This window comes from Kribbella sp. NPDC003505 (assembly GCF_040610875.1).
Taxonomy (GTDB): Bacteria; Actinomycetota; Actinomycetes; order Propionibacteriales; family Kribbellaceae; genus Kribbella.
This window is the reverse complement of sequence record NZ_JBEXNA010000017.1, coordinates 108,695-135,100: the sequence shown is the minus strand read 5'-3', so window position 1 is coordinate 135,100 and position 26,406 is coordinate 108,695. Positions and strand designations below refer to the sequence as shown.

The window sequence follows — 26,406 nt, the reverse complement described above, 5'->3', positions numbered from 1 at the left end:
CCACCCTAGTTGCGTTGTTCGGCCGCCACGATCTTCCGGACGTTCGCGAGCTCGCCGCAGCCGGAGTCGATCAACCGGGACCGCTCCTCGGCGAACGCGTCGCCGAGCTTGCGCCGGACGTCTTCCTCGACCTCGGTCCGCGCCGGGTTGAGAACGTCCCGCTCCTCCTCGTCGAGGTGGTGGGTCAGGGCCTCGGACAGCTCGTGCAGCTTCTCGCTGAACTCCTCGCTCGCCGGGTCGGCGACCTCCATCAGCGCGAGCAGAGCTTCGTTGCCCTCGGCGTGCTCGTGCTCGGAGTGCTCGACCTCGTCGGCGTCGATCGCGTCCTTGCGCCGCAGGGCGGGGTAGACCTTCGACTCCTCCGCCTCGGCGTGGGCGACCAGCACCGTGGCCAGGTCGGCCAGCACGGCCGCCCGGTCACTGCGGACGTCGCGCAGCTCGCGCAGCGCCTCCTCGAACCACCGATGGTCCGCGAGGATGATCTCGACCACGTCTCCACCCGTTGCCGGAAGGATCTTCGGCATCCGTCGTCTCCTTTCTCGGATGCGTGCCGGTACCCCGGATACTCTGCGGACATGCCGTCAGCCCTCATCCGCCCGCCGAGCCCGCGCCTGGCCGAAGGACTTGTCACGCACATCGAGCGCACACCGGTCGACGTCGCGCTGGCGTTGCGGCAATGGCAGCAGTACGTCGACGCACTGCACGCCACCGGCTGGCGAACGGTCGAGGTCCCGGCGATCGACGACTGCCCGGACGGTGTGTTCGTCGAGGACACGATGGTCGTGTACGGCGACGTCGCGGTGATCGCCCGGGCCGGCGCGGACGAGCGGCGCGCGGAAGCGGCCGCGGCCGCGGAGACCGTCGCGGCGCAGGGCTACCGGATCGTGCGGATCGTCGAGCCCGGGACACTCGACGGCGGCGACGTCCTGAAGATCGGCTCGACGATCTACGTCGGGCAGGGTGGCCGGACGAACGCGGCGGGCCTCGAGCAGCTGCGGGCCGCGTTCGCGCCGCTCGGGGCCGACGTCCGTGCGGTCCCGGTGCGGAAGGTGCTGCACCTGAAGTCCGCTGTGACCGCGCTGCCGGACGGCACGGTCATCGGATACGAGCCGCTCGTCGACGACGCGGCCGCGTTCGAAGCGTTCCGTCCGGTGCCCGAGGAGGCCGGCGCGCACGTCGTACTGCTCGGCGACGACCGGCTGCTGATGGCCGCGTCCGCACCGAAGTCGGCGGAGCTGTTCGCGGGCCTGGGGTATCGGCCGGTCGTCGTCGACATCAGCGAATTCGAGAAGCTCGAGGGCTGTGTCACCTGCTTGTCGGTACGTCTACGCCGTTGAGCAACTGCCGCGCCGCCGCGGCGAGCTGTACGTCGCGCCGCTTGCCACGCGCCTCGGCGACCTGACACGCGGCCACCAAGGCCGCGCGATAGACCACCGTGTCCGGATGCCCCGGCGTGGCGTCGCGGACGACCTTGGTCAACTCGTCGACCGCCTCCGCGATGTCGCCGCACGCGAGCAGCGCCTTCCCGAGCGCGGCCCGGTCCCGGAGCAGCTGACGGTCGTCGGTGCCGAGGCTGTCGGCCGCGACGATGTCCGCGAGCAGCTGGGCCTCCGACCGCGGACCGCCGACCATCAACCGCGCGCCGGTGCCGGCCTCGGTCGCGGCCCGGGTCAGCTCGTGATGCGGGCCGAACACCTTGACCAGCTGCGGCGTCACCAGCTCGAACCAGGCGATCGCGCGTCCGTAGTTCGCGGTCGCGAGCAGCCCCTGCGCGACCCGCAGCCGCACGCGCAGCGTCGCCGGATCGTCCGCGGCCAGCACCTTCTCCCGCTCGGCCAGCGCCGACTGGTAGTACGGCAGCGCCCGTCCCGGCTCGTGCTCGTCCCAGTGCGCCTCGGCCTGCCGGTAGTCAGGCGCGCCCTCGAGCTCCGGATGCTCCGCGATCGCCGACGCGGCCACCCGCCGTACGGCGCTGGGCACCGGCTGGTCGATCACCTTGCGGCCGACGTACGTGCGGCCACCGGTCGGGATGATCCGGAACCGCCCGACCTTGCCGACCGGCAACCACAGCACCGTGGTGTACAGGGTGCGCACCGACGACCCGCAGCTCTCGCACACACTCCGGTGTCCGTAGAACCGGCTCCCCATCGGCCCGGCCGTCGCCACGGCCCGCCAAGCCTCCGACGCCTCGGACGTCGCCGTACACGGCGCACAGAACGGGTAGACCCCCCGCCGCTCCTCATTCACCCGAGACATTGTGGTCAGTCGGAGGTTCGTCGTCCGCATCGGCGCCGGTGTGCCGCACTTTTGTCAGCGCGGGATCGTCGACGGAAAAGGTGCGGACCGGGCCCGGCGGGGTGTCGGCGGTCTCGAAGCGGATCGTGACGCGGCCGCGGCCGGAGCCCCAGACCCAGCCGTGGCCGTAGTCGGGATGGGTGACGTCCTGGCCCGGGTGGAAGCCGAGCTGGTCGCGTGGCCGGGTCGGGAGCTCGATCACCTCGACGGGGTTCTCGGCGTGCTCGTCCTCGGTGAAGAGGTCGTCCTGGATCCAGTCGGCGAGCGACGAGACGCCGACGCCGAGCAGACGGATGCCGCCGCCGATGTCGCTGTCGTCGAGCAGCCGGCGCGCGACCCGGGCGATCACCCGCGCGTCGTCGGTCGGTCCGGCCAGGGTCGACGAGCGGGTGTGCGTGGTGAAGTCGTGCATCCGCGTCTTGACCGTGACGGTCCGGCCGGACAGCTGCGCCTTCTGCAGCCGCTCGGCGACCCGGTGCGCCATCCGGTCGCTGATCGCGGTCAGCAGCGCGCGGTCGATGAGGTCGGTCTCGAAGGTGTCCTCGACGCTGACCGACTTGGTCTCCCGGTCGCTGACCACGGGACGGTCGTCGGCCGCGACCGCGAGCCGGTGCAGGCTGGTGCCGTGCGCCGAGCCGACCTGGCGGATCAGCTCCTCCTCGTCGAGTTGCTGCAGGTCCGCGACCGTGCGGACGCCGGCCATGCCGAGCCGCTGCGCGGTCGCCGGGCCGACGCCCGGGATGACCGTGACCTGCATCGGCGCGAGGAACTCGGCCTCGGTGCCGGCCGGCACGACGACCACGCCGTCGGGCTTGTCCAGGTCGCTGGCGATCTTCGCGATCAGCTTCGACGTCCCCGCGCCGACCGAGGCGGTGAGACCGCCGGACACCTTCCGGATCGCGGCCTTCAGGTCGTTGGCGATCGCCTCGACGTCGTCGACCGTGAGTCCGGACAGCCCGCTGGCCGCGAGGTCGATGAACGCCTCGTCGAGCGACAGCGGCTCGACCAGCGGGGACAGCGCCCGCATCTCGGCCATCACCGCCTGGCTGCTGCGGCGGTACACCTCGAAGCGGGGACTCAGGTACGCCGCGTGCGGGCACCGCGACCGGGCCTCGGCGGTCGACATCGCCGAGCGGACGCCGTACTTGCGCGCCTCGTACGACGCGGTCGAGACGACTCCGCGCAGGCCGATCCCGCCGACGACCACGGGCTTGCCCCGCAGTGACGGCTTGTCCCGCTGCTCGACCGCCGCGAAGAACGCGTCCAGGTCGACGTGCAGCACCGACGGATCATCTCGCACCCGACCAGTGTCCCTGTCGTCACCGACAATTGCCGGATGACCTTCCCCGACCACTGGGACGACGGCACCGACGCGGCCGCCCCGGACCATCAAGTCCATTGGTACGACGACCGCACGGCGATCATCCGCCAGTCGCTCCGCACCAACTTCGAGGGCCCGTTCCTGTACCTACTGCTCGGCACCGAGCGAGCCCTTCTCCTGGACACGGGCACCGGCCACACTCCACTCCGCCCGCTGCTCGACGACCTGCTGGCGGATCGCGCCCGGCCCGGACACGAGCTTGTCGTCGCCCACACGCACGGGCACTCGGATCACGTCGGCGGCGACGGAGAGTTCGACGCCGTCGTCGGGCGGACCGCCGAGGAGGTCGCGCAGTACTTCGGGCTGGACTGGCCGGAGGGACGCGCGACGGTCGACCTGGGCGACCGGGCCGTCGACGTCGTCGCGATCCCGGGACACCAGGGCGCGGACATCGCGCTGTACGACCGGAGCACCCGGCTGTTGTTCACCGGGGACTCGCTCTACCCGGGACGGCTGTACGTGAAGGACTGGGCCGCGTACCGGGCGAGCGTCCGGAGGCTCGCCGCGTTCGTTGCTGAGGGCAATCCGGTGGAATGGGTACTGGGAGCGCACATCGAGATGACCGGGCAGCCCGGCCGGGACTACGCGATGGGCGCGGACCGGCACCCGGACGAGCACAAGTTGCAGTTGCCGCCCGGCGCACTCAACGAGCTGCTGCAGGTGCTGGACGCGGCGGGCGACGTACCGGCGCGGATCGTGCGTGACGACTTCGTCGTGTACCCGGTCTGAATCGCGACGCGAATGATCCGTCCGCGGAGGGGCACCTTCGGGCACACTGAGCACAGGAGCCACCAGGGGAGGCGCTGATGGGCGAGGAAGTCGACCGGGTCGAGTTCACCCGGGCGGACCGGACCGCGTTCCGCGAGCAGGTCCATCGCAATCTGGACGCCTTCGCGCGGATGCTGCGCGAGGACCGGTTCGCGCCCGATCGGCCGATGACCGGGATCGAGATCGAGCTGAATCTCGTCGACGAGCGGTGCGACCCGGCGATGAAGAACGCCGAGGTGCTGAGTGCGATCGAGGACGACGCGTTCCAGACCGAGCTCGGTCAGTTCAACGTGGAGATCAACGTGCCGCCCGGCCAGATCGACGGACTCGGGCTGGACAGCATGGAGTCGAACATCCGCGACAGCCTGAACGCGGCCGAGGACAAGGCGGCCCGGACCGGGTCGTCGATGGTGATCGTCGGGATTCTGCCGACGCTGCTGACCGAGCACATCAGCCGCGAGTCGCTCAGCACCAACCCGCGGTACAGGCTGCTCAACGACCAGATCTTCGCGGCCCGCGGCGAGGACGTGCAGATCTCCATCGACGGCGTCGAGCGGCTGCAGGTCACCGCCGACACCATCGTCCCGGAGGCCGCCTGTACGTCGACGCAGTTCCATCTCCAGGTCACCCCGGAGGCGTTCCCGCGGTACTGGAACGCGGCCCAGGCGATCTCCGGCGTCCAGCTTGCGGTCGGCGCGAACTCGCCGTTCCTGTTCGGCAAGGAGCTGCTCCGCGAGACCCGGATCGCGCTGTTCGAGCAGGCCGCCGACACCCGCACCCACGAGCTGAAGACGCAGGGCGTCCGGCCGCGCGTCTGGTTCGGTGAACGCTGGATCACCTCGATCTTCGACCTCTTCGAGGAGAACGCGCGCTACTACCCGGCGCTGCTGCCGGTCACCTCGGACGAGGATCCGATCGCGGTCCTGGACCGCGGTGACACGCCGGCCCTTTCGGAATTGCGGCTGCACAACGGGACGATCTATCGCTGGAACCGCCCGGTGTACGACGTTGTCCGGGAGAAGCCGCATCTGCGCGTGGAGAATCGCGTCCTGCCGGCCGGCCCGACCGTGGTCGACACGATTGCCAACGGAGCCTTCTATTTCGGCCTGGTCCGCGCGCTCGCCGACGACGAGCGGCCGATCTGGTCGCAGATGTCGTTCAGCGCGGCCGAGGAGAACTTCCACGCCGCGGCCCGCAACGGCATCGAGGCCGAGGTGTTCTGGCCGGGCGTCGGTACGGCGCGCGCGACCGAGCTGGTGCTCAGACGCCTGCTGCCGTTGGCGGTTCGCGGTCTGGACGCCTGGGGCGTGGACGTCGCGGTGCGGGACCGGCTGCTCGGGATCATCGAGCAGCGCTGCCTCACCGGACGCAACGGCGCGTCGTGGCAGGCCGAAGAGTTCCACCGCCTGTATACAAAGGGGTCGCACGGCCGGCGGGACGCCCTGCGCGGCATGCTCGGCCGGTATCGCGACCACATGCACGACAACACGCCGGTGCACGAATGGCCGGTGGACTGAACCGGTTCGCTTGCTCCGGTGTCCCCACGACAACGTAGGACAGCTGATGGCGGAACCCGGGTCCTCGGGCGGAACCCCCGGGGCGGCGGCTCCGATCTTGCCCTGGGCAACGGGATCGGCGATTTCCCGGGCGAGTTCGATAACGACCCGGACTACAGGGGTGGCGCTTTCGGTGACAGCCCTGCAAAGGTGTGGCCACCGGAAGGTTAGGTCGGCCCGCCGCGGGTAGTACACGGGCACCGGCAGCCCTCCGTCACCGGTGCGACACAACAGGTGCAAATGCAGCGGATGCCGACCGCGGTCGGGAGCAGTATCGTTCGAGACGGGTCGACACACACCCGGAGGTGAGGCAGGGCGATGACGACCATCGTCGTGGGTTATGTGCCGAAGGCGGAAGGCCGTGCGGCCCTTCGGCGCGCAGCGGAGGAGGCGACGCTGCGGGACGCCAAGCTGGTGGTGGTGAACTCGCATCGAGGTGGGCGCAGTTTCGACAGCGACGAGGCTGCGGCGAGTGACGCCGCGTTGACGGAAGTACGGGAGCAGCTCGACTCGACCGGCGTGCCGTACGAGGTGCGGCAGCTGGTGCGTGGCCTGGACCCGGCGGAGGACCTGGTGGCCGTCGCCGAGCAGGTGCACGCGGAGTTCATCGTGATCGGCCTCCGGCGCCGGTCCCCGGTCGGCAAGCTCATCCTCGGCAGCAACGCGCAGCGGGTGCTGCTCGATGCTCCGTGTCCGGTGCTGGCCGTCAAGGCCGAGGAAGGGGAGGACTGAGGTGACTTCGACACGCAGCAGGAAGTTGTGCCTGGCCCAGCAGCCCGACGCCGACGAGATGCTGAGCAGAGATCCGTTCGCCCTGCTGGTGGGCATGCTGCTCGACCAGCAGATCCCGATGGAGCGGGCGTTCGCCGGCCCGGTCGCCATCGCGAAGCGGATGATCGGTCCCTTCGACCCGGCCACGGTCGCGCACTACGACCCGGACGCGTTCGTCGAGGTGGTGGCCGGCCCGCCGGCCGTGCACCGCTTCCCGACCGCGATGGCCGCCCGGATCCAGACCCTGGCCAAGCACCTGGACGACCACTACGGCGGCAACGCCTCGGGGTTGTGGTCCGACGTGAAGTCCGGTGACGACCTGCTCGCCAGGCTGTCGGCACTGCCGGGGTTCGGCGCGCAGAAGGCGAAGATCTTCGTCGCACTGCTCGGCAAGCAGCTGAAGGTCCGGCCGCGCGGCTGGCGGGAGGCCTCCGAGCCGTACGGTGAGGACGGTGCCTTCAAGTCCGTCGCGGACGTCATCGATGTCGCGTCACTGGTGAAGGTGCGGCAGTTCAAGCAGGAGCAGCAACTGGTCCGGCGGCCGGTGGTGGCCAGACCGCTGCGGCAGACCCGGAACGGGTGAGCGGGACCGACGGACGACCGGCTGAAATGGGGCTCGCTGGGGGGTCGTGCGACGCCTGAGCTTGGTTCGCGGATTACAATGGACTGTTGCCGCCGCCTGACCAGCGAGCAGCCGCGAACAGCAGTACCCAAAGACTCAGCAACACCCCGAGCTCAATCAGTCGTACCGTCGTACAAACCCTGCGTCAGACGAGAGGTAATTCGTGTCGTCCAGCTCGTCCGAGAATCTTCCCGCCGAGCCGGCCCGGGCCGTGGCCGCCACGGCCCGTAGCACGGCTCCGAGGACCAGCGCCCGAGTCACCGACCCCGCTGCCAAGAAGGCGGCGGCGAAGAAGGCGGCGGTGAAGCCCGCCGGTACCAAGGAGGACGGTATCCCCGCGAAGAAGGCCGCTGCCAAGAAGGCTCCGGCGAAGAAGGCAGTGTCCGAGGCGGGTCTGTCGATCGACCCGAAGACCGGGAAGCCGCGCGCGCTCGACGAGGTGGACGAGGCCGACTTCAAGCCGGGCGAGGTCCAGGGGCTGGAGAAGGAGCTCACCGAGGACCAGGGCTTCATCGTCTCCGAGGCCGACGAGACCGACGAGCCCGAGCAGCAGGTGATGGTCGCCGGCGCCACCGCGGACCCGGTCAAGGACTACCTGAAGCAGATCGGCAAGGTCCCGCTGCTGAACGCCGAGCAGGAGGTCGAGCTCGCGAAGCGGATCGAGGCCGGCCTGTTCGCGGAGGAGCAGATCGCCGACGAGGCGGCCAAGCTCAAGGAGAAGGTCCGCGACGAGTACGAGTGGATCTCCGAGGACGGCCGGCGCGCGAAGAACCACCTGCTCGAGGCCAACCTGCGCCTGGTGGTGTCGTTGGCCAAGCGCTACACCGGCCGCGGCATGCTCTTCCTGGACCTGATCCAGGAGGGCAACCTCGGTCTGATCCGCGCGGTGGAGAAGTTCGACTACACCAAGGGCTACAAGTTCTCGACGTACGCGACCTGGTGGATCCGGCAGGCCATCACCCGCGCGATGGCCGACCAGGCCCGCACCATCCGTATCCCGGTGCACATGGTCGAGGTCATCAACAAGCTGGCCCGGGTGCAGCGGCAGATGCTGCAGGACCTCGGCCGCGAGCCCACTCCGGAAGAGCTCGCCAAGGAGCTCGACATGACCCCGGAGAAGGTCATCGAGGTGCAGAAGTACGGTCGCGAGCCGATCTCGCTGCACACGCCGCTCGGTGAGGACGGCGACTCCGAGTTCGGCGACCTGATCGAGGACTCCGAGGCGATCGTGCCGGCCGAGGCGGTCTCGTTCACGCTGCTGCAGGAGCAGTTGCACGCGGTGCTGGACACGCTGTCCGAGCGCGAGGCCGGCGTGGTCTCGATGCGCTTCGGCCTGACCGACGGCCAGCCGAAGACGCTCGACGAGATCGGCAAGGTGTACGGCGTGACCCGGGAGCGGATCCGCCAGATCGAGTCCAAGACCATGTCGAAGCTGCGGCACCCGTCGCGCTCGCAGGTCCTGCGGGACTACCTGGACTGATGACGATGGGGCAGGTGTTCGCCGGCGTGTGGTCGCTGGCGATGCCTGCCCTCGGCCCGCAATCGGGTCTGATGGCCGTCGCCGTGTTCACGGCGGCGGCCGTGCTGTTCCTGGCCTTCCAGGCCGCCCGGTCGGCGGCGCGCACGCCCGTCGCGTCGCCGCTGCCGGCTCGTTCCAGCGCCGCCCGGGCCAACGCCCGGCGTACGGCGTATCTCTCCCTCCGGGATCCCGACGCGGCCGGGAGACCCCGACCACGAGCACCGGGACTGTAGCGCCCGCGCTGCCGAGCCACTCGTCTCGCCGCTGTCTCCGCGGCCGGTTCGGGTAGCGCGCACGCCTACTCGTTCCTTCTCACTCGTGGAGTTCTGCTGTGCCTTCTTTCCTGGAGGCGCCGGTCGCCGGTGCCTACCACTTGCTCACGTCCCTCGTCACCGTCCTCGAGCCGGTCGCCGGTGCGTATGCTGCCGTCGTCGCGATCGTGCTGTGCACCCTCGTCGTTCGGCTGTCGTTGCTGCCGCTCAGTGTCCGGGCGCATCGCGGCTTACGCGCCCGCGCGGAGTTGATGCCGCAACTGAAGCAGCTGACCGAGCGGCACAAGGGCAACCCGGAGCGCCTGCAGCGTGAGGTCGCGAAGCTGCAGACCGAGTCCGGTACGTCGTTGTTCGCCGGGTTCCTGCCGACGCTCGCGCAGATGCCGTTCTTCTGGCTGATGTACACGTTGTTCTCGCGGACGATGGTGGCGGGGGAGTCGAACCAGCTGATCAGCGGGAGCCTGCTCGGTGCGCCGCTCGGCGTGCACTGGCCGATCGTCACCGGCACCCCGGCGTACATCGTGATAGCGCTACTACTGGCTGTGGTCGCCTGGTTCTCGGCGCGGCTTCAGCTGCGGCAGCTCGATCCGGCGGCGCCTCGTTTGTCGCGGCGGCTTGCGCAGGTGCTGCCGTACGGCACGCTGCTGACGGCAGCCTTCGTGCCGCTGGCGGCCGGGCTGTACGTGCTGACCACCACCACCTGGACGGTCGTCGAGCGCACCATCCTCCAGCGGTAGTCGCCGACCCGACGTCACAACACCAGTGGATATCCGTGGGCTGTGGGGTTCTTCGCTCTTGTACCAGCGGAGAACCCCCACCACGGCTGGATATCCACTCGTGGTGGGCGGGCCGAGATGGGCGTTGCCGTTGCGTGGGGCGTTCTGTTACCGTCTTTATTAAAGCCGGTTCCATAATGGGTTGGGGTCGATGGACACTGCACGCGGAGCCGCCCAGGCGGAGCGGGCGGCCAATCAGGTCGCGTGCCTGCGGTTCGTGGCCGACGCCGACGAGGCGCGCACGGTCGGGGTGATCAGCGAGGCCACCGGCCTGTCGCGACCGACCGTGCACGCTGTCCTCGACGACCTGGCCGACGCCGGGCTGGTCGAGTCCACCAGCCCGGCGACCGCCGGCCCGGGGCGGCCCGCCCGCGCCTTCCGCTTCGTACGCGAGGCTGGTCTCGTCGCCGGCGTCGACCTCGGCCCGCGCGGTGCACGCGCAATCATCTGCGACCTGTCAGGCCGCCGAGTCGGCTACGCGGAACTTCCGGCGGATGCCACCCGCCGCCCGCTGCGCGCTCACAGGGCACCCCGGGCAAGCGGCACTTCCCGCGGCGAGGCCGACGTGGCCCGCAAGCTCGACGGCCCCGGCGCACTCTCGCTGATCCCACGCGCGCTGGAAGCGGCCGCCGCTTCCCCCATGCCCGACCACCGTGCGGCGGGGATGCAGGCAGGAGCACTCGACCTCGGTCGGCTGCGGGCCGTCGGTGTCGGGCTGCCGGGCGTGGTTGAGGCGGACGGACAGTTGCGGGCCAGCCTGGCGATGCCCGAACTGGTCGGTCTTCCGGTCTCAGAGCTGTTGGCGAAGGAGTTCGGGCAGCCCGTCGTCGTGGACAACGACATCAAGCTGGCCGCGCTCGCGGAGCAACGCGGCGGCGCAGGCCGCGGGTACTCCGATGTCGTCTACCTCCAGATCGGCCACCGGCTGTCGCTGTCGATCGTGCTGAACGGTGTCATCCGGCAGGGCCGGCACCGCCTGGCGGGCGAGCTCGGCGCGCAGCGCGGCATGCGCTGGACGCGCAACGCGCAGCGCGGGCAGCTGGTCTGGTCGGCGCGACCAACGAGCGCGGAGGTGCTGAGCGCGGCGGCCGCGGGCGACGCCGACGCGCAGGCGGAGCTCGAGGACTTCTGCGCACAGATCGCCGCGCGGATCGCGACCGTCCTGCTGGTCGTCGATCCGGAAGTGGTGGTTGTCCGCGGCGGCGCGGCGCAGGACAGCAGCGCGCTGCTGCGTCCGCTCGCGGCCGCGGTCGAGAAGGAACTGGTCTTCCCCGAACGTCCACCGTTCGTCGCCGCGACACTGGGGCGCGAGGCGGTGGTGCTCGGGGCGGTCGGCAACGCGTTCGACCGGTGCAGCTCAGCGATCTACGGGGTCCACGACTATCCCGGTCCGTGGACCCACATCACTCACGAAGTGGAGAGGACCACCACGTGAAGCTCGGAGTCAGTTCGTACTGTTTCCGCCAGCTCATGACGAGCGGCGAGATGGACCTGATCGGCGTCCTCGACTGGGTCGCGGCCTCGCCGGCCGGGCATATCGAGATCGCCGCGATGGACGGTGAGTACTACCTGGAGAACGAGGCCCTCGTCCGCGACACGGCCAAGCACGCCGAGGAGATCGGCGTACCGATCGTGAACTACCTGGTCAGCGGCGACCTGCGGTCGGCCGACAGCAACGAGATCGATCGCCTCCGCCGGCAGCTGGACGTCGCGCACGCGTTCGGCGCCACGGTCTTCCGGCACGACGTCGCGCCGTGGGCGTGGCGGGAGCAGGACCCGGGCGAGTTCGAGTCGACCTTCGCGCAGGTCGTCGAGGGCTGCCGGGCGGTCGCCGATCACGCCGCGGACCTGGGCATCGTGTCGACGATCGAGAACCACGGCTTCTTCATGAACGGCAGCGAGCGGCTGGCCCGGCTCGTGTACGCCGTGGACCGCCCGAACTTCCGGGTCACGCTCGACCTCGGCAACGGCTTGTGTGTCGGCGAGGTGCCGGGCAAGACCGCCGCCGGGCTGATCGACGTCGCGGCGTCCATCGGCATCAAGGACTTCCACATCCGCCGCTCGGCAGGGGAAGGCTGGCTGAAGACGCTGGCCGGCGACTACCTGCTCGGTACGGTCACGGGCCACGGCGACGTCGACATCCCCGGTCTGCTGGCGCTCGTCGCGACCAAGCCCGACGTACCGGTGAGCCTGGAGTTCGAGGGTATGGAGGCGCCGCTGCCCGCCATCGAGCGCTCGCTCGCGAACATCATCCGACTGAACGAAAGCGTGGCGTGACATGACGACGCGGATTGCGGTGATCGGGCTGGGCTCGATCGCCGTCGAGCACCTGAAGGCGTACCAGGCCAACGATCGGGCCGAGCTGGTTGCCGTGTGCGACGTCGACCTCGAGCGGGCGAAGGCGCGCGGCGAGCAGTTCGGCGTGGCGCGGGTGACCGGGGACTTCCAGGAGATCCTCTCGGACCCGGACGTGGACGCGGTCAGCGTCTGCGTGCCGAACACCCTGCACGCCCCGATCGCCGAGGCGGCCCTGCGGGCGGGCAAGAACGTCCTGGTCGAGAAGCCGATGACGGTGAACGTGCCGGAGGCCGAGGCGCTGGTGAAGGCGGTCGAGGAGACCGGGCAGGCGCTGCAGGTAGGTTATGTGCGGCGGTACGCGCCGAACGCCCTTGTCACGAAGCGGTTCCTGGACGCGGGCGAGTTCGGTGACATCTACGCGGCGCGGGCGACGCTGCTGCGGACGGCCGGCAACCCGGGCGGCTGGTTCGGCGACGTGGAGCTGTCCGGCGGCGGTCCGCTGATCGATCTCGGCGTCCACATCATCGACCTGTGCTGGTACCTGATGGGGATGCCGAAGGCGGTGTCGGCGTCCGGCGCGACGTTCGCCCCGCTGGGCGCCCGCGACAACATCCAGAACCTGACCCGGTACAAGGCCGCGTCGGCGGCCCGGCCGAACACGGTCGAGGACTACGCGACCGCGCAGATCCGCTTCGAGGGCGGGGCGGTCCTCGACGTGGACACGTCGTTCTCGCTGCACGCGCGCAACGAGATCAGCGTCCGGATCCACGGTGACAAGGGCGGCGCGGAGATCGAGCCGCAGCTGCTGATGATCACCGAGCGGCACGACACGCTGCTGCACGTCCAGCCGCAGATCGACTCACTCGGGTTCGACTTCAAGGTCGGGTTCGCGAACCAGATCGATCACTTCCTGAGCATCTGCCGGGGCGAGATCCCGGCCGACGCCACCGCGGCGCAGGGCCTGGAGATGGCCCGGATGCTGACCGCGATCTACGACAGCGCCAAAACCGGCGCCGAGGTGAAGATCACCCGCTGACCAGGTTGGTTGCCCGAGGGAGTGGCCTCGGGCAACCAATTTGTCGGGTCAGGCGAGGAGAGCGGAAGTGAGGGTGCCGGCGTTGGTCTCGAGCCAGGTTGTGCGGTTGCGGATCTTGTCGCCGACGCCCTCGCTCCACATCCGTTGCCAGCCGCCGCCAAGCGTCTCCGCGCGGTACTTCATCGTGTGCCAGGCGCGCTCGTTCAGCGCGAGCGCGAGATCCATGACCCGTGCGCGATCGGCCGGGGCGAGTCCGTAGACGTCGGCCAGTAGCCGGCAGCGGCGCGGTCGGTCGACGCCGTGGAACTCGGGATCGAGATCCTCCTCGGGGCCGAGCGGGGCCCACCACAGCATCAGGTTCACGAACTCGCGGGCCCGGCTCACCGGGCGGACGAGGTCGAAGTCGATCAGGGCGTACGCGCGACCGTCCCGGAAGACCACGTTCTCCGGTGTGACGTCCTGATGCCCGACCAGCTCCGGCGGGTCGTCCAGCTGCGGCAGCCCCGGCGGCTCGATCGGCGCCGGCAGATTCTCCGGGATGCCGAATCCTTCCACCGCGTCGTCGTACGCCCGCAGCAACCGCGCGACCGACACCATCCGCGCCTCGTCCGCGATCCACGACGGTCGCGGCCGGCCCGCGACCTCGCCCTCGACGTACGTGAGCACCTGCCGGCCGGCCGCGTCGATGCCGAGGAATCGCGGCGCGCCGTCGAACCCGACCTTCTCCAGGTGCAGCAGCACGTCCCGGACCAGTTCGGCCCGCTCGCCGGGCGGCCGCCGTACCGTGTCGCCGACGCGAACCAGGCCCTCGGTCACGTCGCCGCCGAGCAGCGGAATCTCCTCGCCGTCCTCGATCACCGCACCTCATTTCACTGGATGAAACGTTTGTCTACACAAAGCTGCCGTCCGGGGTAGCGTGCCACGATCCGCTCTCGATCGGAGGCTCTGCGTATGCCTTCCCCGCCCCACCGCCCCAGTCGGGTGACCGCCATGACCACTGTGAAAGCTCCACCAGGGGCCAGCCGGACGAGGTACCTGATCCTAGGGCTGGCCTTCGTCGGACTCTCACTGAATTACCTGGACCGCGCGAACCTGAGCGTGGCGCTGCCGTTCATCGAGGACGACCTGCACCTCGACCTCAGCAACGCCGAGAAGGGCCTGATCCTCGGCGCGTTCTTCTGGGCGTACGACGGGGCGATGCTGGCGGCGGGCTGGTTCGCCGACAAGGTGGGCTCGCGGAAGGCGTTCACGTTCGCCGCGCTGTGGTGGAGCGTGGTGACCGCGTTGACGCCACTCGCGCGCGGCTTCTGGTCGCTGTTCGCGTTCCGGTTCGCGCTCGGCGCGGGGGAGGCGCCGGCGTACCCGAGTGCCACCAAGGCGGCGTCGCGGTGGTTCCCGCAGCACGAGCGGGCGTTCGCGACCGCGGTGATCGACTCCGGTTCGCGGGTCGGGACGGTGCTGTCGCTGCCGGTCGTGACCGGGCTGATCGCGCTGGTGAGCTGGCACTTCTCGTTCGTCGTCCTCGGCGTGCTCGGGATCATGCTCGCGGCGGTCTGGTACTGGTACTACCGCGACCCCATGGAGCACCGGCACGCGAACGCGGAGGAACGCGCCTACATCGCCGCGAACGGCGCGCGGCTGGAGGACAACGACGACGAGGCCGCGGCGCAGGTGCGCTGGCGGGACCTGTTCAAGTACCGCACGATCCGCGGGATGATGCTCGGCTTCTTCTGCCTGAACTTCGTCATCTACTTCTTCCTGACCTGGTTCCCGTCGTACCTGAAGGACGCGCGCGGCCTCGACCTGGCCGAGCTGGGTACGCTCGGCACGCTGCCCGGGATCACCGCGATCGCCGGCGGCTGGATCGCGGGCATCGTCGCCGACCGGCGGATCCGGGCCGGCGCCGACGTGACCCGGGTCCGGAAGGCCGTGATGGTCGGCGGGCTGCTCGGCGGCGCGGCGATCGTGTTCGCGGCGCCGGCGAAGTCGGTGTACGTCGCGCTGCTGTTCCTGGCGATCTCGTACGCGAGCCTGGCGATCGCGGCGACCGGGATCTGGTCCCTGCCCGGCGACGTGGCGCCGTCGTCGCGGCACGTCGCGTCGATCGGCGGCATCCAGAACTTCGCGTCGAACATCGCGGGGATCATCAGCCCGTACGTCTTCGGGCTGCTGCTCGACATCTACCACGGGTCGTACCTGCCGTCGTTCGCGGTGGCCGGCGTGGTCGCGGTGATCGGCGCGCTGACGTACGCGTTCGTGGTCGGCAAGGCCGAACCACTGCCGGTCCGCGACAACTGATTGCCGACTTGGCAAACTTCTTTGCTCTTCGCGCCGGTGCCGGCGCACGATCGTCGGCATGACGACGGAACAACTCCCCGAGGACTACTGGAACGCGTTCTACGCGGAGCACGACCAGATCTGGAGCGGCAAACCGAACGCTGTCCTCGTGGACGAGGTGTCCGGCCTGACGCCGGGCCGGGCTCTCGACCTCGGCTGCGGTGAGGGCGCCGACGCGATCTGGCTCGCGCGGCAAGGGTGGACCGTGACCGCGGTCGACATCTCGTCGGTCGCGCTGCGGCGCGCCGTACAGCATGCCGAGGACGCCGGCGTGGCCGACCGGATCGACTGGCAGCAGCACGAGCTCGGCACGTCGTTCCCGGACGGGGAGTTCGATCTGGTGTCGGCGCAGTTCCTGCACTCGAAGACGGAACTGCCGCGCGACGGCATCCTGCGCAGCGCGGCCGCCGCCGTCGCGCCCGGGGGAGTGCTGCTGATCGAGGGGCACATGGGATTCCCGTCGGGCGAGCACGACCCGCACCCCGACATCCACTTTCCCGCGCCGGACGAGGTCATCGACAGCCTCGCCCTGCCCGCCGGCGAGTGGGAGACGCTGGTCAGCCGCGAACACGACCGCGCGCAGGTGCTGCGTGACGGCGTACCGATCACCCGGCGCGACTCCACGGTGAAGCTGCGCCGGCGCTGACACCGTGTAGACCCCGGTTCTCGGGCATTGTGCTCGGGTGATGCAACCGGATCGTTCTGCCAGGACTCGTGCTGGCAAAGGGTCCGATCTGGGGAGTGGTGATGGCTGACGGCGACATGGTGCGCGAGTTGTACGAGGGGTGTTACCGGCGGCTTGTCGGGCAGCTGTTCGCGATCTGCGGAAATCTGGGCGAGGCTGAAGACGCCGTACAGGAAGCCTTCGTGCAGGCTGTCGAGAAACCCCGCCGGTTCGCCCAGCTCGACAACCCGGAGGCATGGCTGCGCACAGTCGCGCTGAACGCCGTACGCCGGCGCTACCGCCGCGCGAACCGCTTCCACGGCTTGCTCTCCCGCGCAGGCGTCCCCGAAACCACTCTGAACGCACTGTCCGCGGACCGGGTCGCGCTGGTCGACGCCCTGCGCCAACTCCCGTACGAACAGCGCGAGGCGATCGTGCTGCACCACATCGTCGACCTCCCGGTCAGCGCGATCGCCGTACAGCTGCGGATCCCGGAGGGGACAGTCAAGGCTCGCCTGTCGCGTGGCAGGTCCCGCCTGGCCCCGCTGGTCCACGAGTTTGCCGACGACGTCGAGGAGGTCAACCATGTCTGAGCTGAAAGAACTGTCCTGGGACGTCCAGGAGACCGTCCGGCCGTTGCCCTTCGAGGCTCTGGAACGCCGTGGCATCCGCCGCCGGCGCCGTCGACACGCGCTGACCGGGCTGGGAGTCGTCGCGGCGGTGACCCTCGCAGTACTGGCAGCCGTTCTACCGCTGGGAAACGTGACCGGCACGGAGAAGACAGCCGGCACCCCCGCGTCGATCCCGGTCGACCAGGCGGCCGAGAAGCTGATCCACGACAAGAAGTCGGGTGCCTCCGGCATCGCGTTCGCTACACCGACCCGGTGGGCGTCGGGGTGGTTGTTGCCTCAGCCGGGATACACCTGGAACTACGCCGCGGTGCTGAGCCGTGACGGTGTCCGTACGACGGCGCCGGTGCGCAAGAACCAGTACGTCGTACTGCGGGCCGGTGACGAGGCCCTGGCGCTGTCGATGCCGACGAGCATGAAGGGGACGGATCCGACCTGGGCGCAGTCCGTCATGGTCCGCCTGACCGATCAGGGCCGGATCGAGAAGAAGCTGCGCTGGGCTCCGCCGACCAGCGAGTTCGACGACGGCGACGTGCTGATGGCGTACGGCACCCTGCGAGCCCTGAACCTGGAGACCGGCGTCCTGCGGGAGGTGAAGATCCCCGGGGTCGACAACGCCTACGAGCCGTTCCGCGACACCACCGGACGGTGGTGGATGGTCGGCGCCAAGAACAGCGGGGTCGGCAACATCTACTGGACCGATGACCGCGGCAAGACCTGGGGCCACTCGATCATCGGCGCGGGTCGGACCGGCGGCCAACTCGCCGTCAGCCCCGACGGCAAGACGCTGGTCGTGATCCCGGGCATGAAGCCCCGCGCACCGGGCAAGCCTCGCGCGCCGGGCGACTTGCTGCCGCTGCGCCTGTCGACCGACGGCGGCCGCCAGTGGACGACGGTGGCCGGGCGGAACGCTCCGTACCTGTCCTCGCCGGTTGCTTTCGGCAACGGGACGGGCCTCGCGCTCTATCAGGGCAAGAAACGCGAGCTCCTCCGCCCCGGTGCCGGCGCCCCGTACACTCCGCCGCCCGATCTGGGCCAACTGTCCGCGGCAGGCGACTTCGTCTACGGCATGCAGTACAACGGCAACCACGCCATCACCAGCACCGACCACGGCAAAACCTGGAAGTACTTCGAGCCTCGCTAGGGGCCTTGGGGGCGTGGGTTCGGGTCGTACCTTCGTGACGTCCGCGAGGCTGTTGACGAGCTCAGGGTGCCAGCGGTCCGTGGATCTCTCCCGCGCCCGACTGGACCAGGTGAGCGAGCTTCTGGAGTGTTTCCAGAGGGGTGAGGCTCGAGTTGTCGACGGGTACGGACCAAGGAGACCGCTTGACTAGCAAGTGGTGCAGTTCCTTGAGCAGGTGCGCCGGTGATCGGTCCGGGTCGTCGGCCGTCCGCCGCAGGACGGCTCCTTCGGAGGGATCGAGGGAGAAGTGGAAGACCCGGCCGAGTCGCAGGAGGTCAGGGATGACCGGGTTGAGGTCGAAGGCGTCGTAGATGGCGTTTCCTGCGACGAGGACGTTCTCGTAGCCCGCGCCGAAGAACGACTGGGCGAGCTGTACACATTGGCGGAGTACGAGTGCGGTGCGGGCGTCGTCGTACGGAAGGTCCCAGCCGGGGTCGACCATGAGGAACAGCTGGTCGGTGTCGATCGCGGCGGTTCGGCCCCAGATGGTGCGTTTCTGGTCGTGGCTCAGCCGAAGAACGGTCGTCTTGCCGGAGCCGGCGGGCCTGGAGAGGAAGACGGTTCTGGCCATCAGCTCGGTTCCGTGGTTGATGGAAGTCGCTTGTCTACAGAACGCCCAGCCGAGTGGTCACTTGATCGAGGGTCGGCCAGGGTGGGCCTTCGCGCAGGATTTCGAGGAGTCCGTTGCCGAAGAGTCTTCCGTTCGGGAACTGGTCGCCGGCGTCCCAGCGCCAGGCGGCGATCATCGCGAGGACGAGTTGGCGGCAGTCGTCCAGCAATTCGTGGTCGATGCCTGGGTACGACGCGCAGACCTCCTCCGGTACGTGGGCGAGGTCGAACTCGACCGGCCCACGGCAGCACGTCTCGAAGTCGATGAATAGCGGGCCGCTTTTCGTGCTGAGCACGTTGCCCGGATGCGGCTCCCCGTGTAGCAACTGCTCCGGGGCGCCGCGGTCGTCGATCGCTTGGCGCAGGCTTGCCAGTCTGGTAGCGAGCAACTCGCGGTCGGCGTCGGCCAGCTCGGGCGAAAGGTCCGGATCGGCAACGAGCTGCTCGGCCTCGGCGACTCGGTCGGTGAACCGCGGCGTCGGTACGTCGACCTTGCGCATACCCGCGTGCAGGCGCTCGAGCGCGTCGGCGAAGTCGGGTGGGGAGACGCTGGGGGTCACGGGTTCGTGGTACGTCCAGAGCGTTACTGCGAAGCCGTCGCGCGTGTACACGAGCGGGTCGACCCGAGGCTCCAAAGCAACCACCGGGCTCCCGAGGTCCGTCAGCTGGCGAGCGATCTCAATCTCGAGCTGCGCAACCTCTTGCCCGATTGGTGCTACGCGGGCGAAGACGTCGCATGGCGTCAGTCGCAGCGCCAACTTGTTCGAGTTGTGCAGAACAACTGCGTCCTCGACCGGCAGACCGAGCGATGAGGCAATGGACGTCGTAGCCGCGATCGCACGCGTGATTTCAGGCATCTCCATGGCCTCGCCAGGCTACCGGCGTGGTCTTGTGCTGTCGCTCGGATTAAGAGCATGCGGAGAGTGGTGCCCAGCCGGATCCCGTCGTCCGCCGAGCGCCAAGGCCGCCAGATCCCGCACTGGGGCACAGCACCCGCGGGCCACGAGACCCGAGTTCCTGACACGTAGGGCACGCCCTGCGGCACGGCACCCAGGACCGCGAGAACCTGGGCCTGTGCATCTGGCCGCGGAACTCCCGGCCACGGCAGCCGGGTTCACGGGCACATGAGTCCACCGCACCGTGGCACGGGACCTGCGAGTCCACAGCACCTGGGTCCACAGCACCTGAGTCCGGCACCTGGTCCACGGCTCCGGGTCCCATGGCTCCCCACGGCTCCGGGTCCAGTGTCCCGGAGTCCACGGACGGGCGCACTGGGGGCAGCAGGCCGCCTCAGGGGGTCCAGAGCGTGCCCGGCACAGTCGAGTTGCTGAGGACAGCGAGCCGGCGGTCGCACGCGAGCGCTAGCTCGCAGTTCGCCGGCCAGCCGCCAACTCCCGGGCCCTGGCCGAAAACTCACCGGCGGTAGCCGGAAACTCCCGGCGCGAGCGGGAAGCAGATGCATCGCGCTAAGCGGGGGAGCGTGGGTCGGATCTACCAGCCGAGCGTGGGTTGGCTTAGGTGGTGAGGGGGAGATGGACGGTGAAGGTTGCGCCGTGGGGAGTCGTGTCGGTGACGGTTACGTGGCCGTTGTGGGCGGCAACCAAAGCGGCGACGATCGAGAGGCCCAGTCCGGAGCCGCCGGTGGAGCGGGTTCGGGCGGTGTCTACTCGGTAGAAGCGTTCGAAGATGCGGGCCTTCTGTTCGTCGGTGAGTCCGGGGCCGGTGTCGCTGACTTCGAGGATGGCTTCGGTGCCGCGGGTGCCGACGGAGACGGTGACGGGTGCGTCGACCGGCGTGTGGTGGAGGGCGTTGCTGACCAGGTTGCCGAGCACCTGCCGCAGCCGGGCCTCATCACCGGAGACAACAGGCGCCTCCGAGTCGGGAAGGATCGTCAGCGAGATGTGGCGGTCGGGCTGCACAGCTTGCGCGTTGTGCAGTGCGTCGGCCGCGATCGGGAGCAGGTCGACGGACTCCGCGCGCAGCGGGCGCTGCTGGTCGAGGCGCGCCAGCAGCAACAGGTCGTCGACGAGCAGCCCCATCCGTTTCGCCTCGTCCTCGATCCGGCGCATCGTGTCCGGGTCCGCCACGTCACCGCGGTGCCGGGACAACTCGGCGAACCCGCGGATCGACGTGAGCGGCGTGCGCAGCTCATGCGATGCGTCGGCGACAAACTGCCGCATCCGGTCCTCGGACTGCCGGGCGGCCTCCTCCGACTGCCTGGCCGCGTCCTCGCTCCGGCGCGCGGCGAACTCGGACGCGGTACGCTGCGCGAACGCGGTCTCGATCTGGCCGAGCATCTGGTTCAGCGCGAGCGACAGCCGCCCGACCTCGGTCCGCGGGTCCCGCTGCGGGACTCGGCGGCTCAGGTCCCCGCCGGCGATCGCGACCGCGGTGTGCTCGACGTCCTCGAGCCCGCGCAGACTTCGCCGTACGACGTACGTCCCGACGCCGGCCAGCAGCACGAGCAGGATCACCCCGGCCGCGGCCTGGATGCCGATCAGCCGCTGGATGGTGTGGTCCATGTCCTTCAGGCTCTGCGCCACCATGACCGAGCCTTGCTGGTCCTCGGTCGGCACCGCCAGCACCCGCCAGGTCGCCCCGCCGGACTCGGCGTCGACCTCGAACGACTTCCCGTCGAGCGCCCGGACCTGGTTGAGGTTCAGCGTCGGCAGCTTGGGCAGCGGCTCGGCCTCGGCGAGCCGGGAACCGACCGGGCCCTTGTCGCTCGTGCCCTCGGAGTCGTTGAACTGCACCACGAATTCACTCGGCAGCTGCCGCGGTCCAGGCCCGCCGCCAGGGCGTGGCACGGGGCGCCGGTCCGTCGCGACGTGCGACAGCGGCATGGCGGCCTGCCGGAGCTGGTCGTCGACGCGGTCGAGCAGGTAGCCACGCATGATCGTGGTCGCCAGGACTCCAGACGCGACCAGCGCCAGGGCGACGAGCGTCAGCAGGACGACGACGATCGTGACGCGCAGCGGGTACCGGTCGGCGAGCCGCCGGTGGTTCAGTTGCATCAGTTGCGGCCTCGAGGGGTACGCAGGACGTAGCCGACCCCGCGGACGGTGTGGAGCAGCTTCTGGTCGCCGGTGTCGACCTTACGGCGCAGATACGACATGTACGACTCGACCACGCCGGCGTCCCCGGCGAAGTCGTAGTTCCAGACCGCGGACAGGATCTGTCCTTTCGACATCACGCGCTCGGCGTTCTCCAGCAGGCACCGCAGCAGCTTGAACTCGGTCAGCGACAGTTGCACCGCCTGGCCGGATTTGAACACCTCGTAGCTGTCCTCGTTGAGTTCCAGGTCCGCATAGCGCAGTACGGCGGCCTCGGTCGCGGTCTGTTCGCGATGACCGGACCGGCGCAGCAGCGCGCGCACCCGGGCGACCAGCTCGTCGAGGCTGAATGGCTTGGTGACGTAGTCGTCCCCGCCGGTCTGCAGCCCGAGGACCTTGTCCTCGACCGCGTCCCGGGCGGTGAGGAACAGCACCGGCACATGCCGATCCTCACCGCGCAGCCGGCGCACGACCTCGAACCCGTCCAGCCCGGGCATCATCACGTCGAGCACCACCAGGTCCGGTTCCACGTCCCGGGCCTTGTGCAGCGCCTCCGCGCCGTGCGTCGCCGTGGTCACGTCGTACCCGGCGAACCGCAGACTCGCGGACAGCAGCTCGACGATGTTCGGTTCGTCGTCGACGACCAGCAGATGCGGACTCATGCTCTCAGTGTGCCGCCGGGAACCGTGCGAAGCCTGGAAGGTTCCTGGCAATCAGCTGTGAGTCATCCGCGACGTTGCTCAGCGTGGGCCGTGCTTGAAGCCCCACTTCTGACCGGCCGCGTCGCGGACGGTGCCGTCGTTGACGGAGCTGGCGGTCGCCTTGCCGTCGGTGACCACGGCGGTCACCCGCACGGTGTTCCCGGTCTTCACGTCGTCGATGCCGTCGCGGGCGGCGTTCACCAGCGTGTCCTCGGTCAGCGTGTAGGTCCTGCTGTAGCCGTCCTCGCTCTTGACGGTAATCGAATCCTTGCTGACCGCTGTCACCTCGCCACGCTGCGTCGCAACCGTCTGGTACCCGCCGCCGTCCTTCGGTACGACGAACTCGCCGTGCAGCGCGCCGCCCAGCCCGAACTCGCCGTGCCCGAAACCACCCCTTCCTGGTCCGCCCGGCTTCTGCTGACCCGGCGTCGACGGGCTGGACGGCGAGGCCGACGGCGACGGCGACGGCGTCGGGTCTGCGTTGCTGGCCGCCCAGGCGACCCCGCCGGCCGTGGTGGTCACGGCCACGGCGGCGACGGTGCCGAGCAGCCGCCACCGCTTCTGTGAGAGCTTCATCCTGCTGTGCCTTCCGTACTGCGTGCCGGGACGTCACCCGGCACTGCTGCTTTCCACAATGGCCGACCCAGCTTGGATCAACCTCCGGCAGGCCTAAGAAGAAGCTGGCAATCACCTAAGAACCGCTGTGCGCACGAGCTGACGGCGCGGTCGGGCCTCCTGGCAGTTCAGACGACGAAGAGGACCGCGGCCAGCCAGACGGCCGCGGCGAGCGATGTGCCGATGAGCTCGATGAGGATCGAGACACCGGTCTGGCGCAGGGCGTGCTTGGTGGAGGTCCACGCCGCGGCGTGCGTACGCTGACGCTGGAGCTCGGACAGGTACACGCCGATCGGGAAGCCGACGAACATGCCGACCACCGGGATCACGAAGAACCCGACGATGCCGAGCAGCACGCCTACGACCATCGATCGCCGCGGTACGCCGGCCTCCCGGAGCCGGCGCTCCGGTACGACGTACTTGACCACCTGACTGGCACCGATCAGCACCGCGGCGATCGCGAACACCACCCACCCGGTCGCGCTGCGCTCGACGATCGCCCACACCAGGATCGCCGCGAGGCTGAGGATCGCCCCGGGCAGGATCGGTACGACGATGCCCGCGATCCCGACGAAGATCGCGATGCCGACCAGAAGGTTCACGCCAGTCTCCACAGTCCTACTTAACCGCATCGCGGCGCCGTTTAGGGTGGAGACATGTCGTCCCCACTGCATGAACTGGTCACCGCGCTCGCTGCTCCGTGGGTGGTGCTGTCACCGCGTTCCGGGCAGCTCACCGGATCCGGCGCCGAGGGCGTGTACGCCCGGGACCGCCGGATCCTGTCCCGGCTCAGCGTGACGGTCGACGGGCACGAGCCGCTCCCGGTGCACGTCGACGAGCAGGACGCGGCCACCCATCAGTACGTCGCGATGCTCGAGGGCCTCGGCGACACCCGGCACGACCCGACCGTGATGCTGTACCGGACCCGCACCGTCGACTCCGAGGGTATGACCGAGCGGATCACGCTCGTCAACCGCTCCCGGGCGGCCGTCGACTGCCGCCTGGAGGTTGCTCTCGGCACCGATCTCGCGGGGACCGCCGCGGTGCGCAGCGGCGCGGCCGCGACCCTGCCGCAGCTCGCGCCGCTTCCCGACGGCCCCGAGCGGACGCGCTGGGAGAACGACGACACCCGCGTCGTGGTCACCGCCGACCCGGCGATCGCGGCGACGCCGCACGTCGAGCCGGGGGAGGAGTTCACGATCACCCTGCGCGTGACCGCGGACTTCCCGAAGTCCAACACCGGCTTCTCGATCGAGCCGCCGGCCGAGCGCGCGCCGTACGACGTCAGCGTCCGCTGTGACGACAAGCGCGTCGGGCGCTGGCTCGACCGTTCCCTGGACGACGTTCGCGCACTCCAACTGGCCGCGGACGACGACCGCTACCTCGGCGCCGGCCCGCCCTGGTACCTGACGCTCTTCGGCCGCGACTCGCTGATCTCGTCCGGCATGATGATTCCGGTCGATCCCACGCTCGCCGCGGGCACGCTGCGCGCGCTGGCCGCCAGGCAGGGCACGAAGGTCGACGCCGGGACCGCGGAACAGCCGGGCAAGATCCCGCACGAGTTGCGCGCCGAGGTCGCGGATCACGGCGGCGGCCTCGTCCTCCCGCCGGTGTACTACGGCACGCACGACGCCACCCAGCTGTGGGTCATGACGCTGCACAAGGCGTGGCGCTGGGGCATGCCCGCCGACGAGGTCCGTGACCTGCTGCCGAACCTGCGGCACGCCCTCGCCTGGATGAAGGAGTACGCCGACCCGGACGGCGACGGCTTCCTCGAGTACATCGACGAGTCGGGCCACGGTCTGGCGAACCAGGGCTGGAAGGACTCGAACGACGCGGTGCAGTGGCCCGACGGGACGCTGGCGGTCGCGCCGATCGCGCTCTGCGAGGTCCAGGGATATGCGTACGCGGCCGCGATCAAGGGCGCCGAGCTGCTCGAGGCGCACGGCGAGTCCGGCGACGAGTGGCGCGCCTGGGCAGCCGCGCTGCAGGAGCGCTTCCGCGCCGCGTTCTGGGTCGACGGCTACCCGGCGATCGCCCTCGACGGTGCGAAGAACCCGGTCATCGGCCGCGCGTCGAACATGGGTCACCTGCTCGGCACCGGACTGCTCGACGCGGACGAGGAGCAGACGGTCGCCGACGTCCTCGCCGGTGCCGACCTGAACAGCGGCTTCGGGTTGCGAACGTTGTCGACGGCAATGACCCGCTTCAACCCGCTCGGCTATCACACCGGCAGCGTCTGGCCGCACGACACCGCGATGACGGTGCAAGGCCTGTTCGCGAGCGGGCAGTCCGAGGTGGCGTCGTCGTACGTCGAAGGGCTGGTGCGCGCCGCCGAGGCGTTCGGGTACCGCCTGCCGGAGCTGTACGGCGGCCGCGGGACGACCGCGGAGAGCACGCCGACGCCGTACCCGCTCTCGTGCCGCCCGCAGGCCTGGGCCGCGGCCTCGGCCGTCGCGGTGCTCGTGGCCGCACTCGGTATCGAGCCCGACGTGCCGGGGGGCACGCTCGCGGTCAACCCTGCGGAGTCGGTGCCGTGGGACAAGCTCGAGCTCGACGGACTGCTGGTCGGCGGCGAGCGGTTGTCCGTGCGGTGGGAGGGCGGCGAGGCGACCGTCGTCAGAGGGCAGTGACCAGCGCGAACGCGGACAGCCCGAGGTAGATCGCCGCGACGGTCAGGTTCCGCCAGCGGCTCGTCGTACGGACCGAGCGGAAGCGCCGACCGATGGCGTCGGCGCCCACCGCGTAGCAAAGGTCGAAGACCAACCCGATCAGCAGCGCGCCGACGCCGAGCAGCAACAGCTCGGTGCGCAGCTGGTCCGCGCTCGCGCCGCGGGTCGCGAACTGCGGAAGGAATGCGAGGAAGAACAGCGCGGCCTTCGGATTGAGCAGGTTCACCACGACACCGTCACGGAACACCCGCCCGAGCGGCGCCACCTCGAGGCCGGCCGAGTGGTCGCCGACTGACGCCCTGAGCATCTTGATGCCGAGGTACGCCAGGTAGAGCGCGCCCGCGACGGTGATCGCGGCGAACGACGTCGGTGACGTCTGCACGAGGGTCGCGAGGCCGAGCGCGGTGACGACGATGTAGACCAGCGTGCCGGTCTCGATCGCCAGCGCCGAGACGACACCGGCCCGGCGGCCCTGGGTGAGACTGCGCAGCGAGATGTACAGGTTGTTCGGCCCGGGCATCCCGACCAGCACCGCCGTTGCGCCCGCGAATCCCGCCAGCTGACCGATACCCATCGTCTTCTCCTCGAACTGGACTGCCTGCCCGTACTAGCCTGGCGGCGTCGGAAGCAGTCCACCCGAGCCAATCCG

General features: G+C 69.7%; 27 protein-coding genes. 16 read left to right on the top strand and 11 right to left on the bottom strand.

Going from position 1 to position 26,406, the window contains the following annotated elements; all coding sequences use genetic code 11:
- Positions 1-5: 5 nt before the first annotated feature.
- Positions 6-524 (bottom strand): hemerythrin domain-containing protein, encoded by a 519-nt coding sequence (locus ABZX12_RS39755; protein WP_355700647.1) that lies wholly within the window; start codon positions 522-524, stop codon positions 6-8.
- Between the two features lie 51 nt (positions 525-575).
- On the opposite strand from ABZX12_RS39755, the gene ddaH reads away from it, so the two are divergent.
- A complete protein-coding gene (gene ddaH, locus ABZX12_RS39750) occupies positions 576-1,337 on the top strand; it encodes a dimethylargininase (RefSeq protein ID WP_355700646.1) in 762 nt (253 codons plus the stop codon).
- Here ddaH and ABZX12_RS39745 read toward each other — a convergent pair.
- Together ABZX12_RS39745 and ABZX12_RS39740 are read right to left on the bottom strand one after the other, a co-directional pair.
- Entirely contained in the window at positions 1,306-2,247 is a 942-nt protein-coding gene (locus tag ABZX12_RS39745; RefSeq protein WP_355700645.1) for a tetratricopeptide repeat protein, read from the bottom strand. The genes ddaH and ABZX12_RS39745 overlap by 32 nt on opposite strands.
- Positions 2,240-3,595 carry a DNA polymerase IV gene (locus ABZX12_RS39740; RefSeq protein ID WP_355700644.1) on the bottom strand — a complete coding sequence of 452 codons (1,356 nt, stop codon included), beginning with the start codon at positions 3,593-3,595 and terminating at the stop codon, positions 2,240-2,242. Before ABZX12_RS39740 ends, ABZX12_RS39745 begins: the two co-directional genes overlap by 8 nt.
- Before the next feature lie 36 nt (positions 3,596-3,631).
- Between ABZX12_RS39740 and ABZX12_RS39735 the strand changes: the two genes are divergently transcribed.
- The 10 genes from ABZX12_RS39735 to ABZX12_RS39690 all read left to right on the top strand — a co-directional run bounded on the left by ABZX12_RS39735 (position 3,632) and on the right by ABZX12_RS39690 (position 13,294).
- Complete coding sequence (locus tag ABZX12_RS39735; RefSeq protein ID WP_355700643.1) at positions 3,632-4,405, top strand: MBL fold metallo-hydrolase; 774 nt, start codon at positions 3,632-3,634, stop codon at positions 4,403-4,405.
- A 77-nt stretch (positions 4,406-4,482) separates the two neighbouring features.
- On the top strand, positions 4,483-5,961 hold the full coding sequence (locus ABZX12_RS39730; protein WP_355700642.1) for a glutamate--cysteine ligase: 1,479 nt from the start codon (positions 4,483-4,485) through the stop codon (positions 5,959-5,961).
- 357 nt (positions 5,962-6,318) lie between these two features.
- Positions 6,319-6,732 carry a universal stress protein gene (locus ABZX12_RS39725; RefSeq protein ID WP_131337975.1) on the top strand — a complete coding sequence of 138 codons (414 nt, stop codon included), beginning with the start codon at positions 6,319-6,321 and terminating at the stop codon, positions 6,730-6,732.
- 1 nt (position 6,733) lies between these two features.
- A complete protein-coding gene (locus ABZX12_RS39720) occupies positions 6,734-7,354 on the top strand; it encodes an HhH-GPD-type base excision DNA repair protein (RefSeq protein ID WP_355700641.1) in 621 nt (206 codons plus the stop codon).
- A gap of 202 nt (positions 7,355-7,556) precedes the next feature.
- Positions 7,557-8,873: an RNA polymerase sigma factor gene (locus tag ABZX12_RS39715; RefSeq protein WP_355700640.1), complete on the top strand. Its 1,317-nt coding sequence runs from the start codon at positions 7,557-7,559 to the stop codon at positions 8,871-8,873.
- The gene (locus ABZX12_RS39710) at positions 8,873-9,145 is read left to right on the top strand and encodes a DUF6412 domain-containing protein (RefSeq protein WP_355700639.1); all 273 of its coding nucleotides are present in this window, start codon (positions 8,873-8,875) and stop codon (positions 9,143-9,145) included. The genes ABZX12_RS39715 and ABZX12_RS39710 overlap by 1 nt, the downstream gene beginning before the upstream one ends.
- A gap of 98 nt (positions 9,146-9,243) precedes the next feature.
- Positions 9,244-9,921 (top strand): membrane protein insertase YidC, encoded by a 678-nt coding sequence (gene yidC, locus ABZX12_RS39705; RefSeq protein ID WP_355700638.1) that lies wholly within the window; start codon positions 9,244-9,246, stop codon positions 9,919-9,921.
- 190 nt (positions 9,922-10,111) lie between these two features.
- The gene (locus tag ABZX12_RS39700; RefSeq protein ID WP_355700637.1) at positions 10,112-11,395 is read left to right on the top strand and encodes an ROK family transcriptional regulator; all 1,284 of its coding nucleotides are present in this window, start codon (positions 10,112-10,114) and stop codon (positions 11,393-11,395) included.
- Positions 11,392-12,237 (top strand): TIM barrel protein, encoded by an 846-nt coding sequence (locus tag ABZX12_RS39695; RefSeq protein WP_355700636.1) that lies wholly within the window; start codon positions 11,392-11,394, stop codon positions 12,235-12,237. The genes ABZX12_RS39700 and ABZX12_RS39695 overlap by 4 nt, the downstream gene beginning before the upstream one ends.
- Position 12,238: 1 nt before the next feature.
- Positions 12,239-13,294 carry a Gfo/Idh/MocA family oxidoreductase gene (locus tag ABZX12_RS39690; protein ID WP_355700635.1) on the top strand — a complete coding sequence of 352 codons (1,056 nt, stop codon included), beginning with the start codon at positions 12,239-12,241 and terminating at the stop codon, positions 13,292-13,294.
- 48 nt (positions 13,295-13,342) lie between these two features.
- On the opposite strand, the gene ABZX12_RS39685 is transcribed toward ABZX12_RS39690, so the two are convergent.
- Positions 13,343-14,152 (bottom strand): phosphotransferase, encoded by an 810-nt coding sequence (locus tag ABZX12_RS39685; RefSeq protein ID WP_355700634.1) that lies wholly within the window; start codon positions 14,150-14,152, stop codon positions 13,343-13,345.
- A 132-nt stretch (positions 14,153-14,284) separates the two neighbouring features.
- On the opposite strand from ABZX12_RS39685, the gene ABZX12_RS39680 reads away from it, so the two are divergent.
- The 4 genes from ABZX12_RS39680 to ABZX12_RS39665 all read left to right on the top strand — a co-directional run bounded on the left by ABZX12_RS39680 (position 14,285) and on the right by ABZX12_RS39665 (position 18,068).
- Positions 14,285-15,592, top strand: coding sequence for an MFS transporter (locus ABZX12_RS39680; RefSeq protein WP_355700633.1), 1,308 nt, complete (start codon positions 14,285-14,287; stop codon positions 15,590-15,592).
- 58 nt (positions 15,593-15,650) lie between these two features.
- Positions 15,651-16,277: a class I SAM-dependent methyltransferase gene (locus ABZX12_RS39675; protein ID WP_355700632.1), complete on the top strand. Its 627-nt coding sequence runs from the start codon at positions 15,651-15,653 to the stop codon at positions 16,275-16,277.
- 101 nt (positions 16,278-16,378) lie between these two features.
- Entirely contained in the window at positions 16,379-16,888 is a 510-nt protein-coding gene (locus ABZX12_RS39670) for a sigma-70 family RNA polymerase sigma factor (RefSeq protein WP_355700631.1), read from the top strand.
- Positions 16,881-18,068: a hypothetical protein gene (locus ABZX12_RS39665; protein WP_355700630.1), complete on the top strand. Its 1,188-nt coding sequence runs from the start codon at positions 16,881-16,883 to the stop codon at positions 18,066-18,068. The genes ABZX12_RS39670 and ABZX12_RS39665 overlap by 8 nt, the downstream gene beginning before the upstream one ends.
- A gap of 61 nt (positions 18,069-18,129) precedes the next feature.
- Here the strand turns inward: ABZX12_RS39665 and ABZX12_RS39660 are convergent, their stop codons facing one another.
- The 6 genes from ABZX12_RS39660 to ABZX12_RS39635 all read right to left on the bottom strand — a co-directional run bounded on the left by ABZX12_RS39660 (position 18,130) and on the right by ABZX12_RS39635 (position 23,687).
- Complete coding sequence (locus tag ABZX12_RS39660; protein ID WP_355700629.1) at positions 18,130-18,678, bottom strand: hypothetical protein; 549 nt, start codon at positions 18,676-18,678, stop codon at positions 18,130-18,132.
- A gap of 34 nt (positions 18,679-18,712) precedes the next feature.
- Positions 18,713-19,579 (bottom strand): aminoglycoside phosphotransferase family protein, encoded by an 867-nt coding sequence (locus ABZX12_RS39655; RefSeq protein WP_355700628.1) that lies wholly within the window; start codon positions 19,577-19,579, stop codon positions 18,713-18,715.
- A gap of 651 nt (positions 19,580-20,230) precedes the next feature.
- Positions 20,231-21,730, bottom strand: coding sequence for a HAMP domain-containing sensor histidine kinase (locus ABZX12_RS39650; protein WP_355700627.1), 1,500 nt, complete (start codon positions 21,728-21,730; stop codon positions 20,231-20,233).
- Complete coding sequence (locus ABZX12_RS39645) at positions 21,730-22,431, bottom strand: response regulator transcription factor (RefSeq protein WP_355700626.1); 702 nt, start codon at positions 22,429-22,431, stop codon at positions 21,730-21,732. The genes ABZX12_RS39650 and ABZX12_RS39645 overlap by 1 nt, the downstream gene beginning before the upstream one ends.
- A gap of 78 nt (positions 22,432-22,509) precedes the next feature.
- Positions 22,510-23,046: a hypothetical protein gene (locus tag ABZX12_RS39640; RefSeq protein ID WP_355700625.1), complete on the bottom strand. Its 537-nt coding sequence runs from the start codon at positions 23,044-23,046 to the stop codon at positions 22,510-22,512.
- A gap of 167 nt (positions 23,047-23,213) precedes the next feature.
- The gene (locus ABZX12_RS39635; RefSeq protein ID WP_355700624.1) at positions 23,214-23,687 is read right to left on the bottom strand and encodes a DUF456 domain-containing protein; all 474 of its coding nucleotides are present in this window, start codon (positions 23,685-23,687) and stop codon (positions 23,214-23,216) included.
- A 54-nt stretch (positions 23,688-23,741) separates the two neighbouring features.
- Between ABZX12_RS39635 and ABZX12_RS39630 the strand changes: the two genes are divergently transcribed.
- On the top strand, positions 23,742-25,718 hold the full coding sequence (locus tag ABZX12_RS39630) for a glycogen debranching N-terminal domain-containing protein (RefSeq protein ID WP_355700623.1): 1,977 nt from the start codon (positions 23,742-23,744) through the stop codon (positions 25,716-25,718).
- Here ABZX12_RS39630 and ABZX12_RS39625 read toward each other — a convergent pair.
- Positions 25,705-26,331 carry a LysE family translocator gene (locus tag ABZX12_RS39625; RefSeq protein WP_355700622.1) on the bottom strand — a complete coding sequence of 209 codons (627 nt, stop codon included), beginning with the start codon at positions 26,329-26,331 and terminating at the stop codon, positions 25,705-25,707. The genes ABZX12_RS39630 and ABZX12_RS39625 overlap by 14 nt on opposite strands.
- Positions 26,332-26,406: the final 75 nt, after the last annotated feature.

What these genes read in the sequence shown, in the direction of transcription:
- ABZX12_RS39755 (WP_355700647.1), bottom strand. Translation starts at nt 524, where the DNA reads ATGCCGAAGATCCTTCCGGCAACGGGTGGAGACGTGGTCGAGATCATC.
- ddaH (WP_355700646.1), top strand. Translation starts at nt 576, where the DNA reads ATGCCGTCAGCCCTCATCCGCCCGCCGAGCCCGCGCCTGGCCGAAGGA.
- ABZX12_RS39735 (WP_355700643.1), top strand. Translation starts at nt 3,632, where the DNA reads ATGACCTTCCCCGACCACTGGGACGACGGCACCGACGCGGCCGCCCCG.
- ABZX12_RS39730 (WP_355700642.1), top strand. Translation starts at nt 4,483, where the DNA reads ATGGGCGAGGAAGTCGACCGGGTCGAGTTCACCCGGGCGGACCGGACC.
- ABZX12_RS39725 (WP_131337975.1), top strand. Translation starts at nt 6,319, where the DNA reads ATGACGACCATCGTCGTGGGTTATGTGCCGAAGGCGGAAGGCCGTGCG.
- ABZX12_RS39710 (WP_355700639.1), top strand. Translation starts at nt 8,873, where the DNA reads ATGACGATGGGGCAGGTGTTCGCCGGCGTGTGGTCGCTGGCGATGCCT.
- ABZX12_RS39700 (WP_355700637.1), top strand. Translation starts at nt 10,112, where the DNA reads ATGGACACTGCACGCGGAGCCGCCCAGGCGGAGCGGGCGGCCAATCAG.
- ABZX12_RS39690 (WP_355700635.1), top strand. Translation starts at nt 12,239, where the DNA reads ATGACGACGCGGATTGCGGTGATCGGGCTGGGCTCGATCGCCGTCGAG.
- ABZX12_RS39680 (WP_355700633.1), top strand. Translation starts at nt 14,285, where the DNA reads ATGACCACTGTGAAAGCTCCACCAGGGGCCAGCCGGACGAGGTACCTG.
- ABZX12_RS39675 (WP_355700632.1), top strand. Translation starts at nt 15,651, where the DNA reads ATGACGACGGAACAACTCCCCGAGGACTACTGGAACGCGTTCTACGCG.
- ABZX12_RS39670 (WP_355700631.1), top strand. Translation starts at nt 16,379, where the DNA reads ATGGCTGACGGCGACATGGTGCGCGAGTTGTACGAGGGGTGTTACCGG.
- ABZX12_RS39665 (WP_355700630.1), top strand. Translation starts at nt 16,881, where the DNA reads ATGTCTGAGCTGAAAGAACTGTCCTGGGACGTCCAGGAGACCGTCCGG.
- ABZX12_RS39660 (WP_355700629.1), bottom strand. Translation starts at nt 18,678, where the DNA reads ATGGCCAGAACCGTCTTCCTCTCCAGGCCCGCCGGCTCCGGCAAGACG.
- ABZX12_RS39655 (WP_355700628.1), bottom strand. Translation starts at nt 19,579, where the DNA reads ATGGAGATGCCTGAAATCACGCGTGCGATCGCGGCTACGACGTCCATT.
- ABZX12_RS39650 (WP_355700627.1), bottom strand. Translation starts at nt 21,730, where the DNA reads ATGCAACTGAACCACCGGCGGCTCGCCGACCGGTACCCGCTGCGCGTC.
- ABZX12_RS39645 (WP_355700626.1), bottom strand. Translation starts at nt 22,431, where the DNA reads ATGAGTCCGCATCTGCTGGTCGTCGACGACGAACCGAACATCGTCGAG.
- ABZX12_RS39640 (WP_355700625.1), bottom strand. Translation starts at nt 23,046, where the DNA reads ATGAAGCTCTCACAGAAGCGGTGGCGGCTGCTCGGCACCGTCGCCGCC.
- ABZX12_RS39630 (WP_355700623.1), top strand. Translation starts at nt 23,742, where the DNA reads ATGTCGTCCCCACTGCATGAACTGGTCACCGCGCTCGCTGCTCCGTGG.
- ABZX12_RS39625 (WP_355700622.1), bottom strand. Translation starts at nt 26,331, where the DNA reads ATGGGTATCGGTCAGCTGGCGGGATTCGCGGGCGCAACGGCGGTGCTG.